An 18681-nucleotide genomic window follows, 5' to 3' on the forward strand; every position below is an offset into this window, starting at 1 on the left:
AGCCTGGATGTATGACACAGACTTTCACCGTTCGAGCTGTGCTGTTAGACATGGATGGAACACTGGTCAATTCCATCGCGGTCGTGGAGCGCCTGTGGCTGGAATGGGCGGCACAGCACGACCTCGACCCCGATACCGTGCTCACTACTGTGCATGGACGACAGGGGCACGAGAGCATGGCGCTGCTGTTACCCGACCGCGATCACGCCATCAACATTGCTGAGAACCAGGCGCTATTAGCCGCTGAGACCGCCGACACCCGCGGAGTGGTCGAGATTACCGGTGCCCGGGTGCTGCTAAAAGCCCTCCAAGGTGTACCTCATGCGATTGTCACCTCGGCCAATCGTCCCCTACTCGAAGCACGAATGGCAGCGGCAGGGCTGCCCCTCACCGACATCATCGTTACCGCCGAAGACGTCACAGCCAGTAAGCCGCATCCGGAAGGCTTCTTACGTGCCGCAGAGCTACTGGGCATACCCGCCGAAGAGTGTCTTGTGCTCGAAGACTCCGGTGCCGGTATTCAGGCCGCACACGCTGCAGGCATGGCCGTGATCGGTATTGGCGCGAGCGCCGCCAAGCACTCACCCCATGCGGTCGTGCACGACCTGCAGCCCCTCGGGGTCGAAGTCAACGACAGTGCGATAACCATCACGGTCACCACTCCTGCGGAAGAATCGTGCCACTAACGGCCACCGTGCTGACCACAGCACGCACCCACCCCAACCGCACCGCCATTGCCGACACCGAAACATCACTCAGCTATGGCGAGCTGGTTGCCGAGTCCCCCGGCATTTACCACGCGACACAGACGCTGCTTGACCAGCAGAGCAGCCCGGTTGCATCAGCACCCGAAGCTGCTGGCCTACCCATCATCGCGGTAAGCCTCGACAGCGCGTATGCCGCAGCACGCATCGTTGCGGCCCTCGCCGGATACGGAGTTGTCGTTGCTGTTATTGATCCGCGGTGGCCACTCGAACACCGCATACGCGTTATACAGCAGTGCGGTATAACACTCGTGATCAGCAACGACACGGTACTGGCTGGCGGCCTTGCCACACACGGCTACAGGGGCACCGTGGTCAGCGAGAACGACTTCCGGATGCTCGAGAACACGGGCGGTACGCCGCATCCGGCACCCACCGTGCGCAGCGACGAAGAACCATTTCTGCTGCTTTTTTCTTCGGGAACCACGAGCGCACCTAAAGCCTTCATCAAAACTCGCGGACAGTACCGCGAAAACTTTGCCGTCTCGAGCGCGCACCTCGAACCCTTTGACGGTGTCGCAACACTGGCACCCGGGCCGCTGTCGTACAGTCTGACACTGTACGCGCTCATCGAATGCCTGGCCTCGGGCGGAAGCGCTCACCTGATGGATGCGTTTTCGGCCACCGACGTTGCCGAGCGAATACGCAACGCCGCCATCACTCGCATCGTGGCGGTACCCGCCGTCGTACAGACGCTCATTGATGCTGCCCGCCGCGATGCGTCATTTATCGACCACCTGGAACTTGTTGTCACCGGGGGCGCGAACCTGCCCGCCTCGCTGCGCTCCGGGCTCACGGCTGCCGCACCCCACACGCGACTCATCAGCTATTACGGCGCCGCAGAAATCGGGTTTATCGGTGACAGTCGCGACGGCGACGGCACCTGGATCAGCGTGTACGACGACATAGACGCCGAAGTTCGTGACAGCAACGGCAGGCGGCTGGCCGACGGCGAATGGGGCACGCTGTGGATTCGCGCTGCCGCGTGCTCCGACGGCTATATTGCCACTACCTCGAGCGAACGCCTCCGCGATGACGACGGCTGGGCGACGGTGCATGACCAGGCGCGACGCGTGGGTAGTCGTATACAACTAGTAGGCCGTGCCGGTGACATTGCCATAACGGGCGGACACAAGGTTTCACTGGCCGAGGTCGAGCAAGCCTTCGATGGTTTTTCTTCGGCACAAGCGGTGTGCGCAGTGGCTCTACCGCACACGAGCCTGGGCTCTGTTGTAGCGCTCGTTGTGGAAGGCAGCGCACCAGTACCAAAGACGGCGCTGCAGGAGTGGGCACGCGCACGTTTGGCACCGCAGTTCGTGCCTACACGCTGGTATATGCTCGACGCCCTGCCGCGCACAGTGGGCGGCAAGGTGCGTCGTTCGGCCACGCGCGACGCCGTACTGCGCGGAGACGCGGTGCGGCTATGACAACCCGTTTACTGCGCCGTGCCGTTATTACCGGTATGGGCGTTATTTCGCCCAGTGGCCATAGCGTTGCCGCACTGTGGCAAGCGGTGTGCGAGGGCACAAGCGCCGTTCGTGCGCTCGATGACAGCGTTTTTGCCGGGCTGCCGGTGCAGATTGGCGCGACCATTCACGGTTTCGTCAGTGACGATTCCGTACCCCACGCACTCGCGCGCCGACTGAGTCCTGTGCAGCTGTGGGCCGTGGCTGCCGCCGATCAGGCCATGGGGGCAGCACGCGATAAGCTGCCGTGGCCGGCGCATCGCTTCGGCATTCTGGCGGCGACCGGTTCGGGTCCTATCGACGCCACGCACGCAGCCACCCGCGCCTTCGACGAGCGCGGACCGCGAGCCGTGCCCATCGCGCTTGTGATGCACGGTGCACCCGATGCAGCTGCCGCCGTACTCAGTCAACGCTACGGCGCGCACAACACTGCGCACGCAATAACGGCCACCTGCGCTAGCAGCACTCTGGCGCTCGGCCAGGCCCTGCGCCGCATCCGCCACGGCTACGCCGATGCCATACTCGTGGTCGGCATGGAAGACTGCCTCAACCCCATCAATTTCGCCGCCAACAGCAACCTTCGAGCACTCGCGAAGGGTGATCGGCAGCATCCGGATGCCGCATCGCGGCCGTTCGACCATGACCGCGAGGGCTTTGTTATGGGCCAGGGCGCCGCCGCTCTTCTTATCGAGGCCGAAAACGTTGCGCGCGAGCGTGGCCAGCAGCCCCTTGCGGTACTTACCGGATTTGGCGAGTCCAGCGACGCCTACCACCCAACGGCCCCGGATCCGCAGGGGCAGGGTGCCGCGCTTGCTATGGAACAAGCCCTCGTCGATGCCGAGCTCGTACCCTCCGAAATCGACCACATCAGTGCGCACGCCACGGGTACGCCGCGTGGCGATGAGGCTGAAGCTCAGGCTCTGCGCACAGTATTCGGTGAACACCTGAGTGGGATTGCCATAACGGCACCGAAATCGAGCACAGGACATCTGCTGGGGGCCTCCGGTGCCCTCGAAGCCATTCTTGCCGTGCAGTCACTGCAGACGAGCGTCATTCCACCGACCATCAACCTCGATAACAACGACTTTGCCGATCTCAACATTGTCACAGGTCGGGCTCGCACGCGTTCTCTTCGCCACGTGCTGTCGAACTCATTCGGGTTCGGTGGGCACAACGGCACCGTCATCATTACCGCTGCCCCAACCGCAGCAGATAAGGAGCATTCATGAGCGATAACTCGCCCGCCCACCACGCACAGTTGGCACAGCAATATCTACCCGATGCATTGCTGGAGCAACTGCGCGAACGTGCCGACCGCTACGACCGTGACAACGCATTCTTCGACGAAGACCTCGCCGACCTACAGGCCACCGGATACCTGAGCGTACTGGTACCCACCGAGTACGGTGGGCCGGGCCTGAGCCTGAACGAGGTCTCTCGCCTGCAACAGCGACTCGCCTCGGCTGCACCCGCTACGGCACTAGCCATCAACATGCACCTCATGTGTGTGGGAGTCGTGCGCGTTATGCACGAACGCGGCGATACGTCGATGAACTTCGTCTTTGACGAAGCCAAGGCGGGCGAGATTTTTGCCTTCGGTATCAGTGAGCCCGCGAACGACTGGGTTCTGCAAGACTCCAACTCCACCGCGACCTCCACCGATGATGGTGGTTACCGGGTGTCGGGGGTAAAAATCTTCACGTCTCTCTCGCCGGTCTGGACACGGCTGATCGTGCACGGCCGCGATGCGAACGATGAAACCCGCCTTGTCTATGGCTTTGTGCGCCGTGACGCCGAGGGAGTGACGATTTCCGACGACTGGGACGTCATGGGCATGCGCGCCTCACACAGTCGAGCCACCATCTTGCGCGACGCCCGCATGAACCCCGAACACGTCGCACGGTACGTGCCCGTGGGGCAGCATCCGGATCTGCTCGTATTTGCCATCACGAGCTGTTTTCAGCTCCTTGTTGCTTCGGTCTATGCCGGGGTTGCCCACCGTGCGCTCGAACTGGCTGCAGCCGGTTTGCACGCACGTCGCTCCACCAAAACCGGGTCGTCGTATGCCGAAATTGGCGAGTTCCGTACGCGTCTGGCCGATGCACACATGGCCTACATGGCCGTTCCCGCCCAGATCGAAACGTATTGTCGCGACCTGGATGAGCTGGTCGACCACGGGGCAGGCTGGCCGCTGCGCTTAGTGAGCGCGCGCGTTAACGCTTCGGACGCCGCCCGCCGCACGGCCGAAGTAGCACTGCAGTGCGCAGGGGGTAGCGGATTCAGCAACAGCCACGAGCTCAGCAGGCTTATGCGCGATGCCACAGCGAGCCTGTTCCATCCGCCGAGCGTTGACGCGGCGCGCCCCATGTATGCGGCCGCGCTGCTCGATGATGAGGTGCACCCGGTCCGCCGTTAGTAGCTGATCAGGCCGAGCCTCAGCGACGATATCGAACCGGCGGGGCCCCACGGGCGATCGAGCACCTCGTCGAGCACAGCAAGAAATCGATCGATATCGCCACGGATGAGCCCGTCCAGATCGGTCGTCGCACGAGAGAGCTGGGGAAGGCGATGCTGGAGCAGCGTTCCGCCTTTCAGGAGGAACATCGGCTCGCCCTGCTCATCCACAGCTTGCTGGAGTGCAGCCGCAACCACTGTCGAGGCGATCAGCCAGCCCAACCGGCCGCCGTCGGACTCGAGCTGTCGCTCCGCTTGCGCGATCCACGTGTTCAACACGCGAGCCGACGCCGGTGCTTTCCCCTTCGGGCGCAACTCGCCCATGGCGTCTGACAAATTCAGGATCGCTGTCCTTCCGCGTCACGCGCATCGAGCATCGCCACGAGCCGATCCCGCGCCGCATCCGGGAGGCGGCTCGTACCGGCTCCGCGCTCCAACGCCTGTCTCACGAGGTACGTCGGCACTCCCGACTCGATGCAATCCTCGATCGTCACGGGCAGCCTCGTGATCGGGATGCCTTCCCACCATGTGCGTTCGTCCGGTTCGAGGTCGCGACGATGGATGACATAGCGATCACCTCCCGCGCGGCGCACGCGATGAGAGTGCGGGATCGTAAGGTGAATCCGGTTCGGGTTGATGTCGCTCACGCCCCACGCGGCGAGGGCCGTGTCATGCGACAGACATGCCTCATCGATCCCGGCCCACAGCACCGCGAGCGCGAGGTTGTCGTGCCCGGTCGACGGCACCTGAGGAACCCGGTAGATGCCCTGCGAAACACGCTCGATACGGCCGCGTTTCGCCATCTTTGGCAGCTCAACGCGCGGGATGCCCTCGTCAAAGGCCTGTGCCGTTGTGACGAAACCGTGCTGATCGAGCGCGATCTCTCGAAGTCGTTCGAGGTACGTCAGCACTTCGTTCATGCCAAAAGTATACCAAAATGGGTAACTATTGGCTCTGGGTCATCCTGCTGCGTACTGGCCGGGTACATCTAGGCGCTCGGTGGCAGGCCCTGGTCTTCTTCGACGACCGTGCCCTGATACGACCACGGAAAGTTGATCCACAGGTCGGTGTGTTTCCACGAATAGTCGGGTTGAATAACCGTGGTCGGTTTGGTGTAGATGGTGACCGAACGCACGTTGGCGCCTTTATCAGCGAGCAGTTTTACGGCCAGCGCGAGGGTGCGTCCCGAGTCGGCCACATCGTCAACGAGCAGCACGCGGCGGCCGTCGAGGTAGTTCATGTCAAGCTCGGGCGGTAGCACCTCGGGTGCGTCGAGCACAGTGCCAATTCCGGTATAAAACTCGACGTTGATGGCGCCACAGTTTTTTGCACCCAGGCCGTAGGCGATGGCTCCGGCGGGCAGCAACCCTCCGCGCGCAATGGCAACAACAACCTCGGGCTGAAAGCCGCTGTCAACGATGGTGCGGGCAAGGTCGCGCGTTGCCGCGCCGAATCCGTCCCAGGTGAGTGTTTCGCGCTCGATAGCCGTCATGCACCTATTGTCTCCCGGATCACAGCCATCCTTTGTCTTGCGCAATCTTTATGGCCTGGGCACGGTTACGCGCCCCGACCTTGCCGATGGCCGCCGACAGGTTGTTGCGCACGGTTCCGGCCGAGAGAAACACTTCTGCTGCGATCGCTGCGGCACTGCGGCCATCGGCGGCGAGTCGAAGAATTTGCTGTTCTCGGTCGCTGAGGGGGTTTGCGCCATCAAAGAGGCTCGCCTCGGCCAACGCCGGGTCGACAACGCGTAACCCGGCATGCACGCGCCGCACCGCATCGGCCAGTTGCTGCGCAGGCGTATCTTTCACAACAAAACCGGATGCCCCGGCATCGAGCGCTGCCCGCACATATCCGGGCCGCGCAAAGGTGGTCACGATCAACACTCGTGTTGCCGGATGCTGCTGCCGTAACCGTTCGGTGGCCGCAATGCCGTCCATATCGGGCATTTGGATATCCATGAGGCACACATCAGGCTGCGTGTTACGCACCACCTCCATCGCCTCGTTTCCATCGGCTGCTTCGCCGACAACAACCAGGTCGCCCTCCAGCTCAAGCAGGGCGACCAGCGCACCGCGCAGCATCGCCTGGTCGTCGGCAATGACGAGGCGAATAGGCGCGTGTTCTGCGCTCGGAATATGTTCTGCATTCACCAGGTGACCTCCACGGTGGTTCCGCCGCTTGCCGGTGCGCGCAGTTGCAGGGTGGCACCGGCCATGGTGGCCCGCTCGCGCATGCCCCGCACACCGTTGCCCTCACGGCCCCGAAACCCTGCGTCAGGAGAAAAACCCACGCCGTCGTCGGTGACGGTAAATGTGCCCGGTGCTACCGCTATCGATACGTGGCGGGCGTGGGCGTGCCGCAGCACATTGGTGGTGGCTTCGCGCAGCACCCAGCCGGCGGTGAGGGCTTGCGCGGGCGAGAGCGTATCGGGTTGCCCGTCGACGGAGACAGTGATGCCGGCGGCGGTCAGCGCATCGCGGCATGATACGAGTTCGTCGGCGAGGATCGCGCCACGCACACCTGCTACGGTCTCGCGCACACCCGAGATGGCTTCGGCGGTGAGCTGTTCAATGTCGGCGAGTTCACTTTTGGCTCGGCCCGGGTCGCTGTCGATCAGCCGCAGCGCCAACTGGGCTTTCATGCGTACGACGGTCAGTGAGTGCCCTACAAGGTCGTGCACATCGCGCGCTACGGCTTCGCGTCCACGGCTGGTGGCAAGTTCGAGGCCGAGCTGTTCTGTGGCTGCCGAGCGAATAATCAGTTCGGTCGAGACGGTGTTGACGGTGCCCATGAGCAGCATCACGACGATGAGCGGAAAAAATTCTAGCCAGCCGTCGATCATGAGCACCGATGCTGTTGTGACCACCACAGCGGTAATAAGTGTGATCCAGTGCGCTTTTCGGGTGAGACCGTACGAGGCGAATGACGAGATGAACGGTACAAAACTCAGTGCGTTTCCGCCCACGGCAGGCAGTGTCACGAGCGCTGTGGCGATGAGCCCTGCAAACGCCCACCACTGCACAGGGTGCACGGGTTCGGTAAGCCCGCCCCCGTTGCCGTTCATGCCGTTGAGAAAACCGGTGACGTAGATAACGACAAAGCCCACCAGCCCTACCCATCCGGCGGCCACCCAACCGGATGCTGCGGGTGAGTGAATGAGCCCCATGAGCGGATAGATGAGAAACACCAGCCACACAACGGCCATCACCCAGCCGTAACGGTCCCATGCCGAACTGGCGGTGTACTCGTGCACACCGCCAGCGGCAACGTCGCGCTGCTGCGTCATATTTCGACCCTATCGGCGTGTGCGTGAGCGCCGTACTCCCACGGCGACCAGCACGGCAAACAGTGCCAACCACGCCGCAATGTTGAGCACCACAACGCCCATGCTGTCGGTTTGCCCCGTGGTGAGCACTCCCTCGGTGAGCGGCCAGCGGGCAAGGGCCACAAAACCGTACATGGGGGTAAAGCGTGCAATCTCGAGCATGACGCCGTCGAGCGGCATAAAAACGTTTCCGAAAAAGGCGAAGAAGGTCAGTGTGATCGAGGCGAGGGCGGCCGAAGCATCCGGATTAAAAAATAGTCCGACACCCAAGCCATACAGCCCAAACATCACACCGACACCCAGAATGATTCCGGCGGTTGCCACCCAGCGCCACGCCTCGGTGGCTTCGGCCCCTGTCAGAATCCCGGCTAGATACACGGCGGCGAGCGCAATGACAGCAAAGGTGATGGCGGTGATGAGTTTGGTGGCGGCGTACCCGGCAGAGCCGAGGGGTGTCATGGCCAGTTGTCTGCCCCATCCCTGCTGCGCTTCGGATGCCGCGAGAGAGGTGAGTGAGCTCATGGCGACGGCGGTTCCGTACGCGGCCATCGACACCATCACGTAGAACGACACGTTGCCGTTTCCAGCCGACATCGACCCGTAGTCCATGCCCGCACCGAAGAGCAGGTACATGGCCACGGGCATGCCGAGTGTGAAGGTGAGTGTGTAGGGGTTGCGTATTTGGCGGAGCGCCTCGATGCGCAACATGGTGGGTGAGAGGCCTAGCGCGGTGCTCATGACTGGTCTTTCGTGAGGGTGGTGAAGGCTGTTTCGAGGGTGGGTGCCACGATTTCGAGGTCGTAGGCTCCTGCGGCAAGGAGCCGCTGTGCTGTGGCATCCGAGCCGGTCGATCGCAGGCTGAGGCGCTGGGCATCACGGTGCAGGTCGGTAATGCCCGGGGTGGTTTCGAGTTCGTTAACGAGCTCGGCGGCGCCGGTAGCCGGAAGAGTGACGGTGAGGGTGCGTGCTCCGAGCCCCGAGCGCAACTGTGCGGTGGGAGCATCGGCCACGATGCGGCCGTGATGCATCACGACTGTGCGGCGGGCGAACTGTTCGGCTTCTTCGAGGTAGTGAGTGGCGAAGATGATGGTGCGGCCCGCGTCGGCATCGGCACGCATGACGTCCCAAAAGTGGCGCCGGGCGGTCACGTCCATTCCTGCGGTGGGTTCGTCGAGCACGAGCGTATCGGGGTCGGGTATCAGCGCGAGAGCAAACTTTACCCGCTGCTGTTCACCGCCCGAGCACTTCGAAATACGCCGACGCGCGAGGGCATCCAGGCCCGTGCGGTCAAGGATCTCGGGCACGCGGGACAGCGCTGCTCGGCCATGTAGCGACGCGATCACATCGAGTGTTTCGCGCACCGAGAGGTCGGCCAGCAGACCACCGGTTTGCAGCACGGCCGCAATGTTTCCGGATGCCGAAGCCCGGGCTGGTTTCTCGCCGTAGACGCTCACCGTGCCCGCTGTGGGCTCTGTCAAGCCCAGCAGCATGTCGAGCGTTGTCGTCTTACCTGCCCCGTTGGGCCCAAGCAGCGCAACGATTTCGCCGCGCCCCACCGTGAGATCAATACGGTCAACGGCAACCACCGTGTGTTCGCCACGACCAAAGGTTTTACGTAAACCGGTCAGGCTGATCGCCTCAGAGGAGTCGTGCCTCCGCGACGAGGCGGGCGGTGCCGTCGCTGATGTGCGGGTGTGTGGTGATGCGGTGCTCATAATTCCACTATTGCCGCGCTCACCGACTCTGTCGGGAGGGCAGTGTCATGAAAACCGCGTGACATGTGTCATGTCGGAGGCGTCGTCGCGAGCAGGCGGTGGAATCTACGGTCGGTCAGCAACAATGAAAGTACGCACCCGTCTCGGCTACAATCGAGGCGTCCGGCCGGTTGTTTTTCGCGCCTGGCCGGTGCTCGAAAAAGGAGCACGAAGCTCCCGCACAGTGATGTGTGGGGCGAGACATATACGGATTATTTCTTTCTCCGTTTGTCTCGAAAGGCACAGCAATGTCTTCTGTTTCCGCTCATGTTGCCCGCACTCTTGCACACTATGTTGACGCGGTTTTTGGTGTGATGGGCAACGGTAACGCCTATTTTCTTGATGCCCTGAGTCGTGATGCCCTGAGTGGTAATGCCGCGGGCACGGACTCTGCCGTGTCTTTTACTGCTGTGCGGCATGAGCAGGGTGCGGTGGTTGCTGCCGATGCATATTTTCGGGCTTCGCAAAAAATTGCTGCCGCTACCACCACGTATGGTGCGGGTTTTACGAACACGTTGACGGCGCTCGCTGAGGCCGCACAGGCCCGGGTTCCGCTCGTGTTGGTGACCGGTGATGAGCCGACGTCGGGGCGGCGTCCGTGGGATGTCGATCAGATTGCGTTGGCCTCGGGCGTGGGTGTGCGCACGTATACGGTGGGCCGTAGCGATGCTTCGGCGACCACTACGATCGCTGTCGAACATGCACTCACCTATCAGGTGCCTGTGGTGCTCGCGATTCCTTACGATGTTGCGACGGCTGAAGCCGGTGAGATTCCGGATGCCGCTCCCCTGCGTCTTCCGGCACCGCTCAGTCTCGATTCTGATCATGCTTCTGCCACGCTCGACACTCTGGTGCAGGCGTTGGTAACAGCGAAGCGACCCCTGCTGTTGGCGGGCAGGGGCGCGTGGCTGGCTGACGCCGGCGAGGCGCTGAGTAGGCTCGCGGAACTCTCGCGGGCGCTGACAGTAACTACGGCGCTGGGGCGCAGTATTTTTGCGGACGACCGCTATGACCTGGGTGTTGCGGGCGGTTTTGGTGCGCACGGGGCGATGGAGCTGGTGCGTCAGGCCGACACCGCGGTGGTGTTTGGGGCTTCGCTCAACCAGTTCACGATGCGGTTCGGAGAACTCTTCGCGCCCGGCACCGCTCTTTTTCAGGTCGATACGGCACCGGCGGCAACCCACGCCCACGTGACCGGGTTTATTCGCGGCGACGCGCGCGTCGTGGCCGAGGCCGCGGCGGAGCGGCTGGCTGCCCGGCATCCGGAACACGCATCGCCTGCCGACCACACACCGCTAGCCCGCAACTCGCAGCGATGGCGTACACCGCACGAGGTGGCCACGGCCCGCACCTATACGCAAGTGCAAGGTAGTGCTGCCGATGGCCGGGTCGATCCGCGGGCGGCAGCCCAGCGGCTCGCCGAACTTTTGCCCGACGACCGCGTGGTGGTCTCAGACGGCGGGCATTTTATTGGCTGGGCAAATATGTACTGGCCCGTTGCAGCACCCAACCGACACATGATGGTGGGCACAGCGTTTCAGTCGATTGGGCTCGGCTGGCCGAGCGTGGTCGGAGCAGCCCGGGCCCAGCCGGAGTCGACCATTGTGCTCACAACCGGTGATGGCGGTGGCCTCATGGCACTGGCCGATCTCGAGTCGGCGATCCGCACAGCAGGTGGCCGCGGTATGGCGGTGGTGTGGAACGACGCCGCGTACGGCGCCGAAGTGCACCTGTATGGTCTGCTGGGGCTCGAACAAGAACCCATGCGTATTCCCGAGGTTGATTTTGCTGGTCTTGCGCGGGCAGCGGGAGCAGAAGCGATCGTGGTGCACACACTGGACGACCTCGATGCCGTGCAGGCGTGGCGCGAACGCGACGTTCATGATCGCAAGTTTCTCGTTGTTGACCTTCGCATTTCTGGCAGTGTTGTTGCGCCGTATCAAGAAGAGATTGTGCACGTGAACACCATGAACGCTGCGCGGGCACAGCAGCGTGTCACGCAGGATTCATGAATACGCCCGAGAGAAAAGTGTCGAGCTGTGCTGTCGCCTGCAGCGGCAGCACAGCCGCCACGTACTGATCGGGGCGCACGACCACAATCGCTCCATCGCGCGAGATACCACGTTCGTCAAAAATGTCGCTCGGGCACCCCACGGTCACGGGCGCGGCAAACACTTTTTCCCAGTCAACCAGTGCGAAGGGTCCGGAGCGCGGCAGAAAAACCGGCGGGGAGGCCAGCTGATCAATCTCGGAGAAAGACTGCTGATGAATCGCTTTCACGTCGAATACGGCGTCGATCGACTCACCGCGGGGTGTGAAGCGTGCGATGGGTGATTCGGGGCTACTCAGCCACTCCCCTGTCTGCTGCAGCACGGCGCCGCTGCGGTCCCCAAAAACATAGATGCGCCAGCGCCCATCCGCGCGCGCATGGTGTCCTAGCTGCACAACGTTGCCGTCGCACACGCGAGTGACCGGTGACGAATGAAACCTCTTGCCCACGGGAAAACCAGTCGCATACTGCTGGTATTCGGCAGTGTCGGTAATGAGTGATGGCTCGTACTGCGTGGCAAAACCCGAGGGAAACTCTGCCGTGGCCAAATAGTAGGTGGCAAGCTCTTGCGGGTCGGTGATTTCTTCGGGCTTGCGGGCCATAAGAGACGACCATTCTCGGTCGAAGTCAATGAGCTGCTGCGCCACGGGCTGCCGCTCGCTCGAGTAGGTGCGAAGAAGCTCGGCGGGGCTCTGACCGGTAATGACGGCGCCAAGTTTCCAGCCCAGGTTAAAGGCGTCTTGCATCGACACATTCATACCCTGGCCTGCTTTGGCGCTGTGCGTGTGGCAGGCATCGCCCGCCAGAAATACTCGCGGTTCGCGGGTGTCGCCGTCGGAGTCATCAAACTGATCGGTGACTCGGTGACCCACTTCGTACACGCTGTGCCAGGCTACGTGGCGTACCGAGAGGGTATAGGGGTGCATGATGTCGTTGGCGCGGCGAATTATTTCTTCGAGCGGTGTTTGCCGCACACGATGCGCGTCATCGGCGGCGACCTCGCCCAGGTCGATATACATGCGGCTGAGGTAGCCGCCCTCGCGCGGAATGTGCAAGATGTTTCCGGCCTCGGCGTTAATCGCGCACTTGATGCGCCAGTCCGGAAAATCAGTGTCGACCAGTACGTCCATGACGCCCCAGGCGTGCTGCGCAAAGCTACCCACATGGTGTCGGCCGATGGCCTCGCGCACGCGACTGCGGGCTCCGTCGCATCCGGCAACATAGGCACACCGGATGCTGCGCTCAAGCCCTGCCCTGTCGCCCGCGGTGTAGCGCACAGTAACCTCAACGGGGTACGGGCCATCGTCGTGCACGGTCAACGACACGAACTCAACTCCATAGTCGGGAGTGATGCGCGCCGGGCCGTGGTGTGCGGCTTCGGCAAAGTAGTCGAGCACACGGGCCTGGTTGACGATGAGGTGCGGAAACTCGCAGATTTTGTAGCCGTAGTCTTCTGTGCGGCTCGTGCGCACAATACGGTCGGGCGCTGCGGGGTCGGGTGCCCAAAAGTTCATCCACCCGATGTTGTACGCCTCGGCGATGATTCTTTCTGCAAAACCGAAGGCCTGAAAGGTTTCGACGCTGCGCGGTTGAATGCCGTCGGCCTGTCCGAGAGCGAGACGCCCTTCGCGCTGCTCAATAATGCGGGTCGTGACACTCGGGTACTGCGCGAGTTGGGCGGCCAGCAGCATTCCAGCGGGGCCCGAACCGACGATGAGCACGTCGACTTCGTCGGGGAGGTCGCCAGGCCGGTCAATCCCCGTGCCTTCAGCCGGTGCAATACGGGGATCCTGCGACACATATCCGTGGTGATGAAACTGCATGCTCGTGTCCTTCCGCGCTCACCGTTGAGTACTTGCCCGAGTGAGGCCGATCATATACGATTTCGAATACGACGCACAAGATCCGTGCCTCTCGTTCCGTTGTTTTGCGCAAGGAGGCGCCCGTGAGCACACCACTGCCCCGTCCCGGCAAGATCATCGCCGTGCACCTCAGCTACATCTCTCGCGCCGATCAGCGCGGCCGTCGCCCCGCCGCACCCTCCTACTTCTTCAAGCCCAGTAGCTCTGTTGCAGCATCCGGAGCCACGGTCGAACGCCCCGCGGGCACCGAGCTTCTCGCCTTTGAAGGCGAAATCGCGCTCATCATCGGCGAACCCGCCCGCCACGTGAGCCTCGACAGCGCATGGAACCACGTTGCCGCGGTCACAGCCGCCAACGACCTGGGCCTGTACGATCTGCGCGCCAACGACAAGGGTTCCAATGTGCGCTCCAAAGGCGGTGACGGCTATACGCCCCTGGGCCCCGAACTCATCGATGCCGCGCGTCTCGACCCCGCCGCACTGCGCGTGCGCACCTGGGTGAATGGCCAACTGCGTCAAGAAGACACCACGGCAGCGCTCCTGTTTTCACTCCCCCAAGTCGTCGCCGACCTCTCGCAGCACCTCACCCTCGAACCCGGCGATGTCATTCTGACCGGCACGCCGGCCGGGTCGTCGGTGATTGTTCCTGGCGATGTGGTCGAGGTCGAAGTCGATGCTCCGGATGCCGCGGGGGCGCCGTCTTCCGGACGCCTCATCACCACCGTCGTCGAAGGCACCACCGCATTCAACCCCGGTCTCGGCTCGCTACCCGCCGTTGACGACCACCAGCGCATAGAAGCCTGGGGGTCGGCCGAAGAAGCAGGGCTCGCCCCATCAGAACCAGCAGAGCCAGCAGAGCCAGAAGCACCGGCAGAGTCGGCACTGTCTGACACCCTGCGCGAAAAGCTACTCCGCGCCCCCACCGCGGGGCTTTCTAGCCAACTCCGCAAGCGCGGCATCCTCTCGTGTTTTATCGACGGTGTCAGCGCTAACATTGCCGACGCCCGCATCGTTGGCACAGCCCGCACACTGCGACTCGTACCGCTGCGCGAAGACCTCTTCTCCAGCCACGGCGGCGGCTACAACGCCCAAAAACAACTCTTTGACTCGGTACACACCGGCGACATCATCGTCATAGAAGCCCGCGGCGACAACGAGACCGGAACCCTCGGCGATATTCTCGCGCAGCGCGCCCTCGTGCGCGGTGCCGCCGGTGTCGTCACCGACGGCGGCGTACGCGACTACGCCACCGTGGCCGAACTCGGCCTCCCCGTGTTCTCGCGCGGTGCACACCCCTCGGTGCTCGGCCGTAAGCATGTGCCCTGGGAGCACGACGTGACGATCGCCTGTGGCGGTGCCACGATACAGCCCGGCGACATCATTGTTGCCGACAGCGATGGCGCCATCGTTCTACCCCCCGCCATCGCCGCAGAGGTAGCCGACGCCACCCTCGCGCAAGAAGAAGAAGACGAGTGGATCGCCGAACAGGTAGCCGCCGGGCACCCCGTCGACGGCCTCTTTCCCATGAACACCGAGTGGCGCACCAAGTTTGAGGCGCGCGAACGACCATGACCACCGCCATCCGGGGCAGTAAATCGGAGCACGCCTACAGCTGGCTGCACCAGCGCATTGTTTCGCGCCAGTTCGGGCCCGGCTACCGGCTCGTGCTCGGAGCGCTCGCCGAAGAGCTAGACATGAGCGTTGTGCCCGTGCGCGAAGCGATCCGCCGGCTCGAGGCCGAGGGGCTCGTCACGTTCGAACGCAACGTTGGCGCCCGCGTTACCCTCATCGACGAATCGGCCTACGCCCACGCCATGCAAACCCTCGGCATTGTTGAAGGGGCGGCAACAGCCCTGTCTGCGCCACTTCTTGCGTCCGCCGATCTTGAGCGCGCACAGGCCATCAACAATCAGCTGCTGGCGCTGCTCGACCACTTCGACGCGCACGCTTTTACCACCCTCAACCGACAGTTTCACTCGATTCTTTTCGAACCGTGCCCGAACCCCGACCTGCTCGACCTGGTGCACCGCGGATGGGCGCGACTCGCCGGCATCCGCGACTCCTCTTTTGCGTATGTTCCTGGCCGAGCCGAACACTCTGTGCACGAACACACCGAAATTTTGCGCCTCATACGCGAGGGCGCCCCGGCCAGCGATATCGAGCAGGCCGCACGCAACCACCGCTGGCGCACCCGCGACGCCCTCTTAGCCTCTCGTCACACACCCCACATTGCCGTGGAAGGACAACTATGAACCAGCCCTACACACCGGCCGACTTGCCGGAAAAGATTCAGCACTACATCAACGGCGAAAACGTCGACTCGGTCGACGGCGAAACATTCGACGTGCTCAACCCCGCCACCAACACGGCGTACATTCGCGCGGCATCCGGAAACAATAAAGACATCGACCGCGCGGTCGCCGCTGCCCGCACCGCATTTACCGACGGACCCTGGCCCCGGATGCTACCCCGCGAGCGCTCACGTATTTTGCACCGCATCGCCGACATTGTTGAGTCACGCGATGCGCGGCTGGCTGAACTGGAATCTTTTGACTCGGGGCTTCCTATCACGCAGGCACTCGGTCAAGCCCGGCGGGCTGCCGAAAACTTTCGGTTCTTTGCCGACCTGATCGTGGCGCAGATGGACGACGCGTTTAAAGTGCCCGGCCGCCAGATCAACTATGTCAACCGTAAACCGAAGGGTGTTGCCGGGCTCATCACACCGTGGAACACCCCGTTCATGCTCGAGTCATGGAAGCTGGCTCCTGCGCTTGCCACTGGTAACACGGTCGTTCTCAAACCAGCCGAGTTTACGCCGCTGTCAGCTTCGCTGTGGGCAGGCATTTTTGACGAGGCTGGTCTTCCGCGCGGAGTCTTTAACCTCGTGCATGGTTACGGCGAGACAGCCGGAGATGCTCTGGTGAAGCATCCGGATGTCCCGCTCATTTCTTTTACGGGAGAAAGCGCCACCGGCTCGCTCATCTTTGCCAACGCGGCCCCGCATTTGAAGGGCCTGTCCATGGAACTGGGCGGCAAGAGCCCCGCGATTGTTTTCGCCGACGCCGACCTCGACACCGCTATCGATGCCTGTATTTTTGGTGTCTTTTCGCTCAACGGCGAGCGCTGCACCGCCGGAAGCCGAGTGCTGATCGAGCGCTCGATCTACGACGAGTTCGTCGAGCGTTTCGCAGCCCAGGCGCGCCGCGTACGCGTGGGTCATCCGCACGACCCAGCCACCGAGGTCGGCACGCTCGTGCACCCCGAGCACGACGCAAAAGTCATGAGCTACATCGAAATTGGCAAGCAAGAAGCGCGCCTGGTGGCCGGTGGCGGCAGGCCTGAATGGTACTCGGAGGGCAACTATGTGCTGCCCACCGTCTTTGCCGATGTCGCGCCCGACGCCCGCATTTTTCAAGAAGAAATCTTTGGCCCCGTTGTTGCCCTCGCGCCCTTCGACACCGACGCCGAAGCACTGCAACTGGCGAACAACACGGCCTACGGTCTAGCCGCCTATGTGTGGACGAGCGACCTGCGGCGTGGCCACAACTTTGCCCAGGCTATTGACGCCGGGATGGTGTGGCTGAATTCCAATAACGTGCGCGACCTGCGCACGCCCTTTGGTGGGGTGAAGGCTTCGGGTCTCGGGCACGAGGGTGGCTATCGCTCGATCGATTTCTATACCGACCAGCAGGCGGTACACGTCACGCTGGGCGAACCCCACAACCCCACCTTCGGTAAACACGAAGAGCCGTCGGCCACCGAGCTCGACGACCCTGATCCGCGATAAATCTGTCTCCCGCTAACTCTGGCCACTCAGCAAGGACGCTGCTATGACCCCGCACTCACGAACACCCCAGTCTTCGGGCTTCACCGTCTCTCAAGAAGCCCCCATCCACACCGATAATCCAGTACCCACTCCCCGCGTTTCGCCGCCCGATATTGTGCGTTGCGTCTCGATGGAGCTGATCGTCACGGATCTGGCGGCATCGCGAGAATTCTATGTCGACGTGCTGGGGCTGTTTGTCACGGCCGAAGACGGCGAAGCTATCTATCTGCGTACATCAGAAGAATTTTTGCACCACAATCTTGTGCTCCGTCAAGGGCCCTTTGCCGCGGTTGCTGCTTTCACCTACCGTGTGCGCACGCCCGATGACCTCGACCGTGTCGAATCGTTCTATGGCGAACTCGGATGCCGCGTGCAGCGCAACCGGCACGGTTTTGTCCGGGGTATGGGCGATACAGTGCGGGTCGAAGACCCCCTCGGTTTTCCCTACGAGTTCTTCTATGAAGCAGAACACGTGGAACGCTTAGCGTGGCGGTACGACCTGCATGTGCCGGGCCAGCTGGTGCGGCTGGATCACTTTAACCAGATGACCCCTGATGTTCCGCGCGCCGTGCGCCACTATCAAGACCTGGGCTTTCGGGTGACAGAAGACATTCAAGACGACTCCGGCACCGTCTACGCTGCGTGGATGCGCCGCAAACCCACCGTGCATGACACAGCCACAACCGGCGGTGATGGACCGCGCATGCATCATGTGGCATTTTCTACGCACGAGAAGCACAATATTCTCGCCATCTGCGACCGCTTGGGTGCCCTGCGACGCTCCGACTCCATTGAACGCGGGCCTGGCCGCCACGGGGTTTCGAATGCGTTTTACCTCTATCTGCGCGACCCTGATGGTCACCGGGTAGAAATCTATACGCAGGATTACTACACAGGCGACCCCGACAACCCGGTCGTCACCTGGAACGTGCACGATAACCAACGCCGTGACTGGTGGGGCAACCCCGTCGTACCCTCGTGGTACACCGAGGCCTCGCCCGTGCTCGATCTCGACGGCAACCCGCAACCGATTATCGCCCGCACCGACACCAGCGAAATGGCCGCCACTATCGGCGCCGACGGCTTCTCGTACACCAACCCCGACGACCCGCACGAACCCCTTCCGGACTGGAAGCAGGGCGAGTATAAACTCGGGCATCAACTCTAGGTAGGGCACG

The 18681-nt window shown here is 62.6% G+C and carries 17 protein-coding genes; 9 read left to right on the forward strand and 8 right to left on the reverse strand.

The genetic code is table 11. From position 1 onward, the window contains the following. The first annotated feature begins 11 nt into the window (after positions 1 to 11). From ACQUSW_RS10285 to ACQUSW_RS10300, 4 genes are read left to right on the forward strand one after another with little or no spacing between them, the layout of a single operon-like run. The gene (locus ACQUSW_RS10285) at positions 12 to 686 is read left to right on the forward strand and encodes an HAD-IA family hydrolase (RefSeq protein WP_428932200.1); all 675 of its coding nucleotides are present in this window, start codon (positions 12 to 14) and stop codon (positions 684 to 686) included. Beyond that, positions 677 to 2191, forward strand: a complete 1515-nt coding sequence (locus tag ACQUSW_RS10290; protein WP_428932201.1) for a class I adenylate-forming enzyme family protein — start codon at positions 677 to 679, stop codon at positions 2189 to 2191. The genes ACQUSW_RS10285 and ACQUSW_RS10290 overlap by 10 nt, the downstream gene beginning before the upstream one ends. Further along, positions 2188 to 3459, forward strand: coding sequence for a beta-ketoacyl-[acyl-carrier-protein] synthase family protein (locus tag ACQUSW_RS10295; protein ID WP_428932202.1), 1272 nt, complete (start codon positions 2188 to 2190; stop codon positions 3457 to 3459). Before ACQUSW_RS10290 ends, ACQUSW_RS10295 begins: the two co-directional genes overlap by 4 nt. Next, entirely contained in the window at positions 3456 to 4646 is a 1191-nt protein-coding gene (locus tag ACQUSW_RS10300; RefSeq protein ID WP_428932203.1) for an acyl-CoA dehydrogenase family protein, read from the forward strand. Before ACQUSW_RS10295 ends, ACQUSW_RS10300 begins: the two co-directional genes overlap by 4 nt. Here the strand turns inward: ACQUSW_RS10300 and ACQUSW_RS10305 are convergent. The 7 genes from ACQUSW_RS10305 to ACQUSW_RS10335 all read right to left on the reverse strand — a co-directional run bounded on the left by ACQUSW_RS10305 (position 4643) and on the right by ACQUSW_RS10335 (position 9727). Then, a complete protein-coding gene (locus ACQUSW_RS10305) occupies positions 4643 to 5008 on the reverse strand; it encodes a nucleotidyl transferase AbiEii/AbiGii toxin family protein (RefSeq protein WP_428932204.1) in 366 nt (121 codons plus the stop codon). The two genes, ACQUSW_RS10300 and ACQUSW_RS10305, sit on opposite strands and share 4 nt — an antisense overlap. Before the next feature lie 14 nt (positions 5009 to 5022). Next, a complete protein-coding gene (locus ACQUSW_RS10310; RefSeq protein ID WP_428932205.1) occupies positions 5023 to 5604 on the reverse strand; it encodes a type IV toxin-antitoxin system AbiEi family antitoxin domain-containing protein in 582 nt (193 codons plus the stop codon). 68 nt (positions 5605 to 5672) lie between these two features. Further along, positions 5673 to 6176, reverse strand: a complete 504-nt coding sequence (locus ACQUSW_RS10315; RefSeq protein WP_428932206.1) for a phosphoribosyltransferase — start codon at positions 6174 to 6176, stop codon at positions 5673 to 5675. Positions 6177 to 6195: 19 nt separating this feature from the next. Next, entirely contained in the window at positions 6196 to 6837 is a 642-nt protein-coding gene (locus tag ACQUSW_RS10320) for a response regulator (RefSeq protein ID WP_428932207.1), read from the reverse strand. Beyond that, positions 6834 to 7973, reverse strand: a complete 1140-nt coding sequence (locus tag ACQUSW_RS10325; RefSeq protein ID WP_428932208.1) for a sensor histidine kinase — start codon at positions 7971 to 7973, stop codon at positions 6834 to 6836. Before ACQUSW_RS10325 ends, ACQUSW_RS10320 begins: the two co-directional genes overlap by 4 nt. Before the next feature lie 9 nt (positions 7974 to 7982). After that, positions 7983 to 8750 (reverse strand): ABC transporter permease, encoded by a 768-nt coding sequence (locus tag ACQUSW_RS10330; RefSeq protein ID WP_428932209.1) that lies wholly within the window; start codon positions 8748 to 8750, stop codon positions 7983 to 7985. After that, a complete protein-coding gene (locus ACQUSW_RS10335) occupies positions 8747 to 9727 on the reverse strand; it encodes an ABC transporter ATP-binding protein (RefSeq protein ID WP_428932210.1) in 981 nt (326 codons plus the stop codon). Before ACQUSW_RS10335 ends, ACQUSW_RS10330 begins: the two co-directional genes overlap by 4 nt. Before the next feature lie 287 nt (positions 9728 to 10014). On the opposite strand from ACQUSW_RS10335, the gene ACQUSW_RS10340 reads away from it, so the two are divergent. Continuing rightward, complete coding sequence (locus ACQUSW_RS10340; protein WP_428932211.1) at positions 10015 to 11778, forward strand: thiamine pyrophosphate-binding protein; 1764 nt, start codon at positions 10015 to 10017, stop codon at positions 11776 to 11778. Here ACQUSW_RS10340 and ACQUSW_RS10345 read toward each other — a convergent pair. Then, positions 11762 to 13639, reverse strand: coding sequence for an FAD-dependent monooxygenase (locus ACQUSW_RS10345; RefSeq protein WP_428932212.1), 1878 nt, complete (start codon positions 13637 to 13639; stop codon positions 11762 to 11764). The two genes, ACQUSW_RS10340 and ACQUSW_RS10345, sit on opposite strands and share 17 nt — an antisense overlap. A 122-nt stretch (positions 13640 to 13761) precedes the next feature. On the opposite strand from ACQUSW_RS10345, the gene ACQUSW_RS10350 reads away from it, so the two are divergent. The 4 genes from ACQUSW_RS10350 to hpaD are packed head-to-tail and all read left to right on the forward strand — an operon-like array spanning position 13762 to position 18671. After that, positions 13762 to 15249: a fumarylacetoacetate hydrolase family protein gene (locus ACQUSW_RS10350; protein WP_428932213.1), complete on the forward strand. Its 1488-nt coding sequence runs from the start codon at positions 13762 to 13764 to the stop codon at positions 15247 to 15249. Then, positions 15246 to 15929 carry a GntR family transcriptional regulator gene (locus ACQUSW_RS10355; protein WP_428932214.1) on the forward strand — a complete coding sequence of 228 codons (684 nt, stop codon included), beginning with the start codon at positions 15246 to 15248 and terminating at the stop codon, positions 15927 to 15929. The genes ACQUSW_RS10350 and ACQUSW_RS10355 overlap by 4 nt, the downstream gene beginning before the upstream one ends. Further along, positions 15926 to 17464: a 5-carboxymethyl-2-hydroxymuconate semialdehyde dehydrogenase gene (gene hpaE / locus ACQUSW_RS10360; protein ID WP_428932215.1), complete on the forward strand. Its 1539-nt coding sequence runs from the start codon at positions 15926 to 15928 to the stop codon at positions 17462 to 17464. The genes ACQUSW_RS10355 and hpaE overlap by 4 nt, the downstream gene beginning before the upstream one ends. 43 nt (positions 17465 to 17507) lie before the next feature. Then, positions 17508 to 18671 carry a 3,4-dihydroxyphenylacetate 2,3-dioxygenase gene (gene hpaD / locus ACQUSW_RS10365; RefSeq protein ID WP_428932216.1) on the forward strand — a complete coding sequence of 388 codons (1164 nt, stop codon included), beginning with the start codon at positions 17508 to 17510 and terminating at the stop codon, positions 18669 to 18671. Positions 18672 to 18681 lie beyond the last annotated feature (10 nt).

The organism is Microbacterium luticellae (assembly GCF_050408645.1).
Lineage (GTDB): Bacteria > Actinomycetota > Actinomycetes > Actinomycetales > Microbacteriaceae > Microbacterium.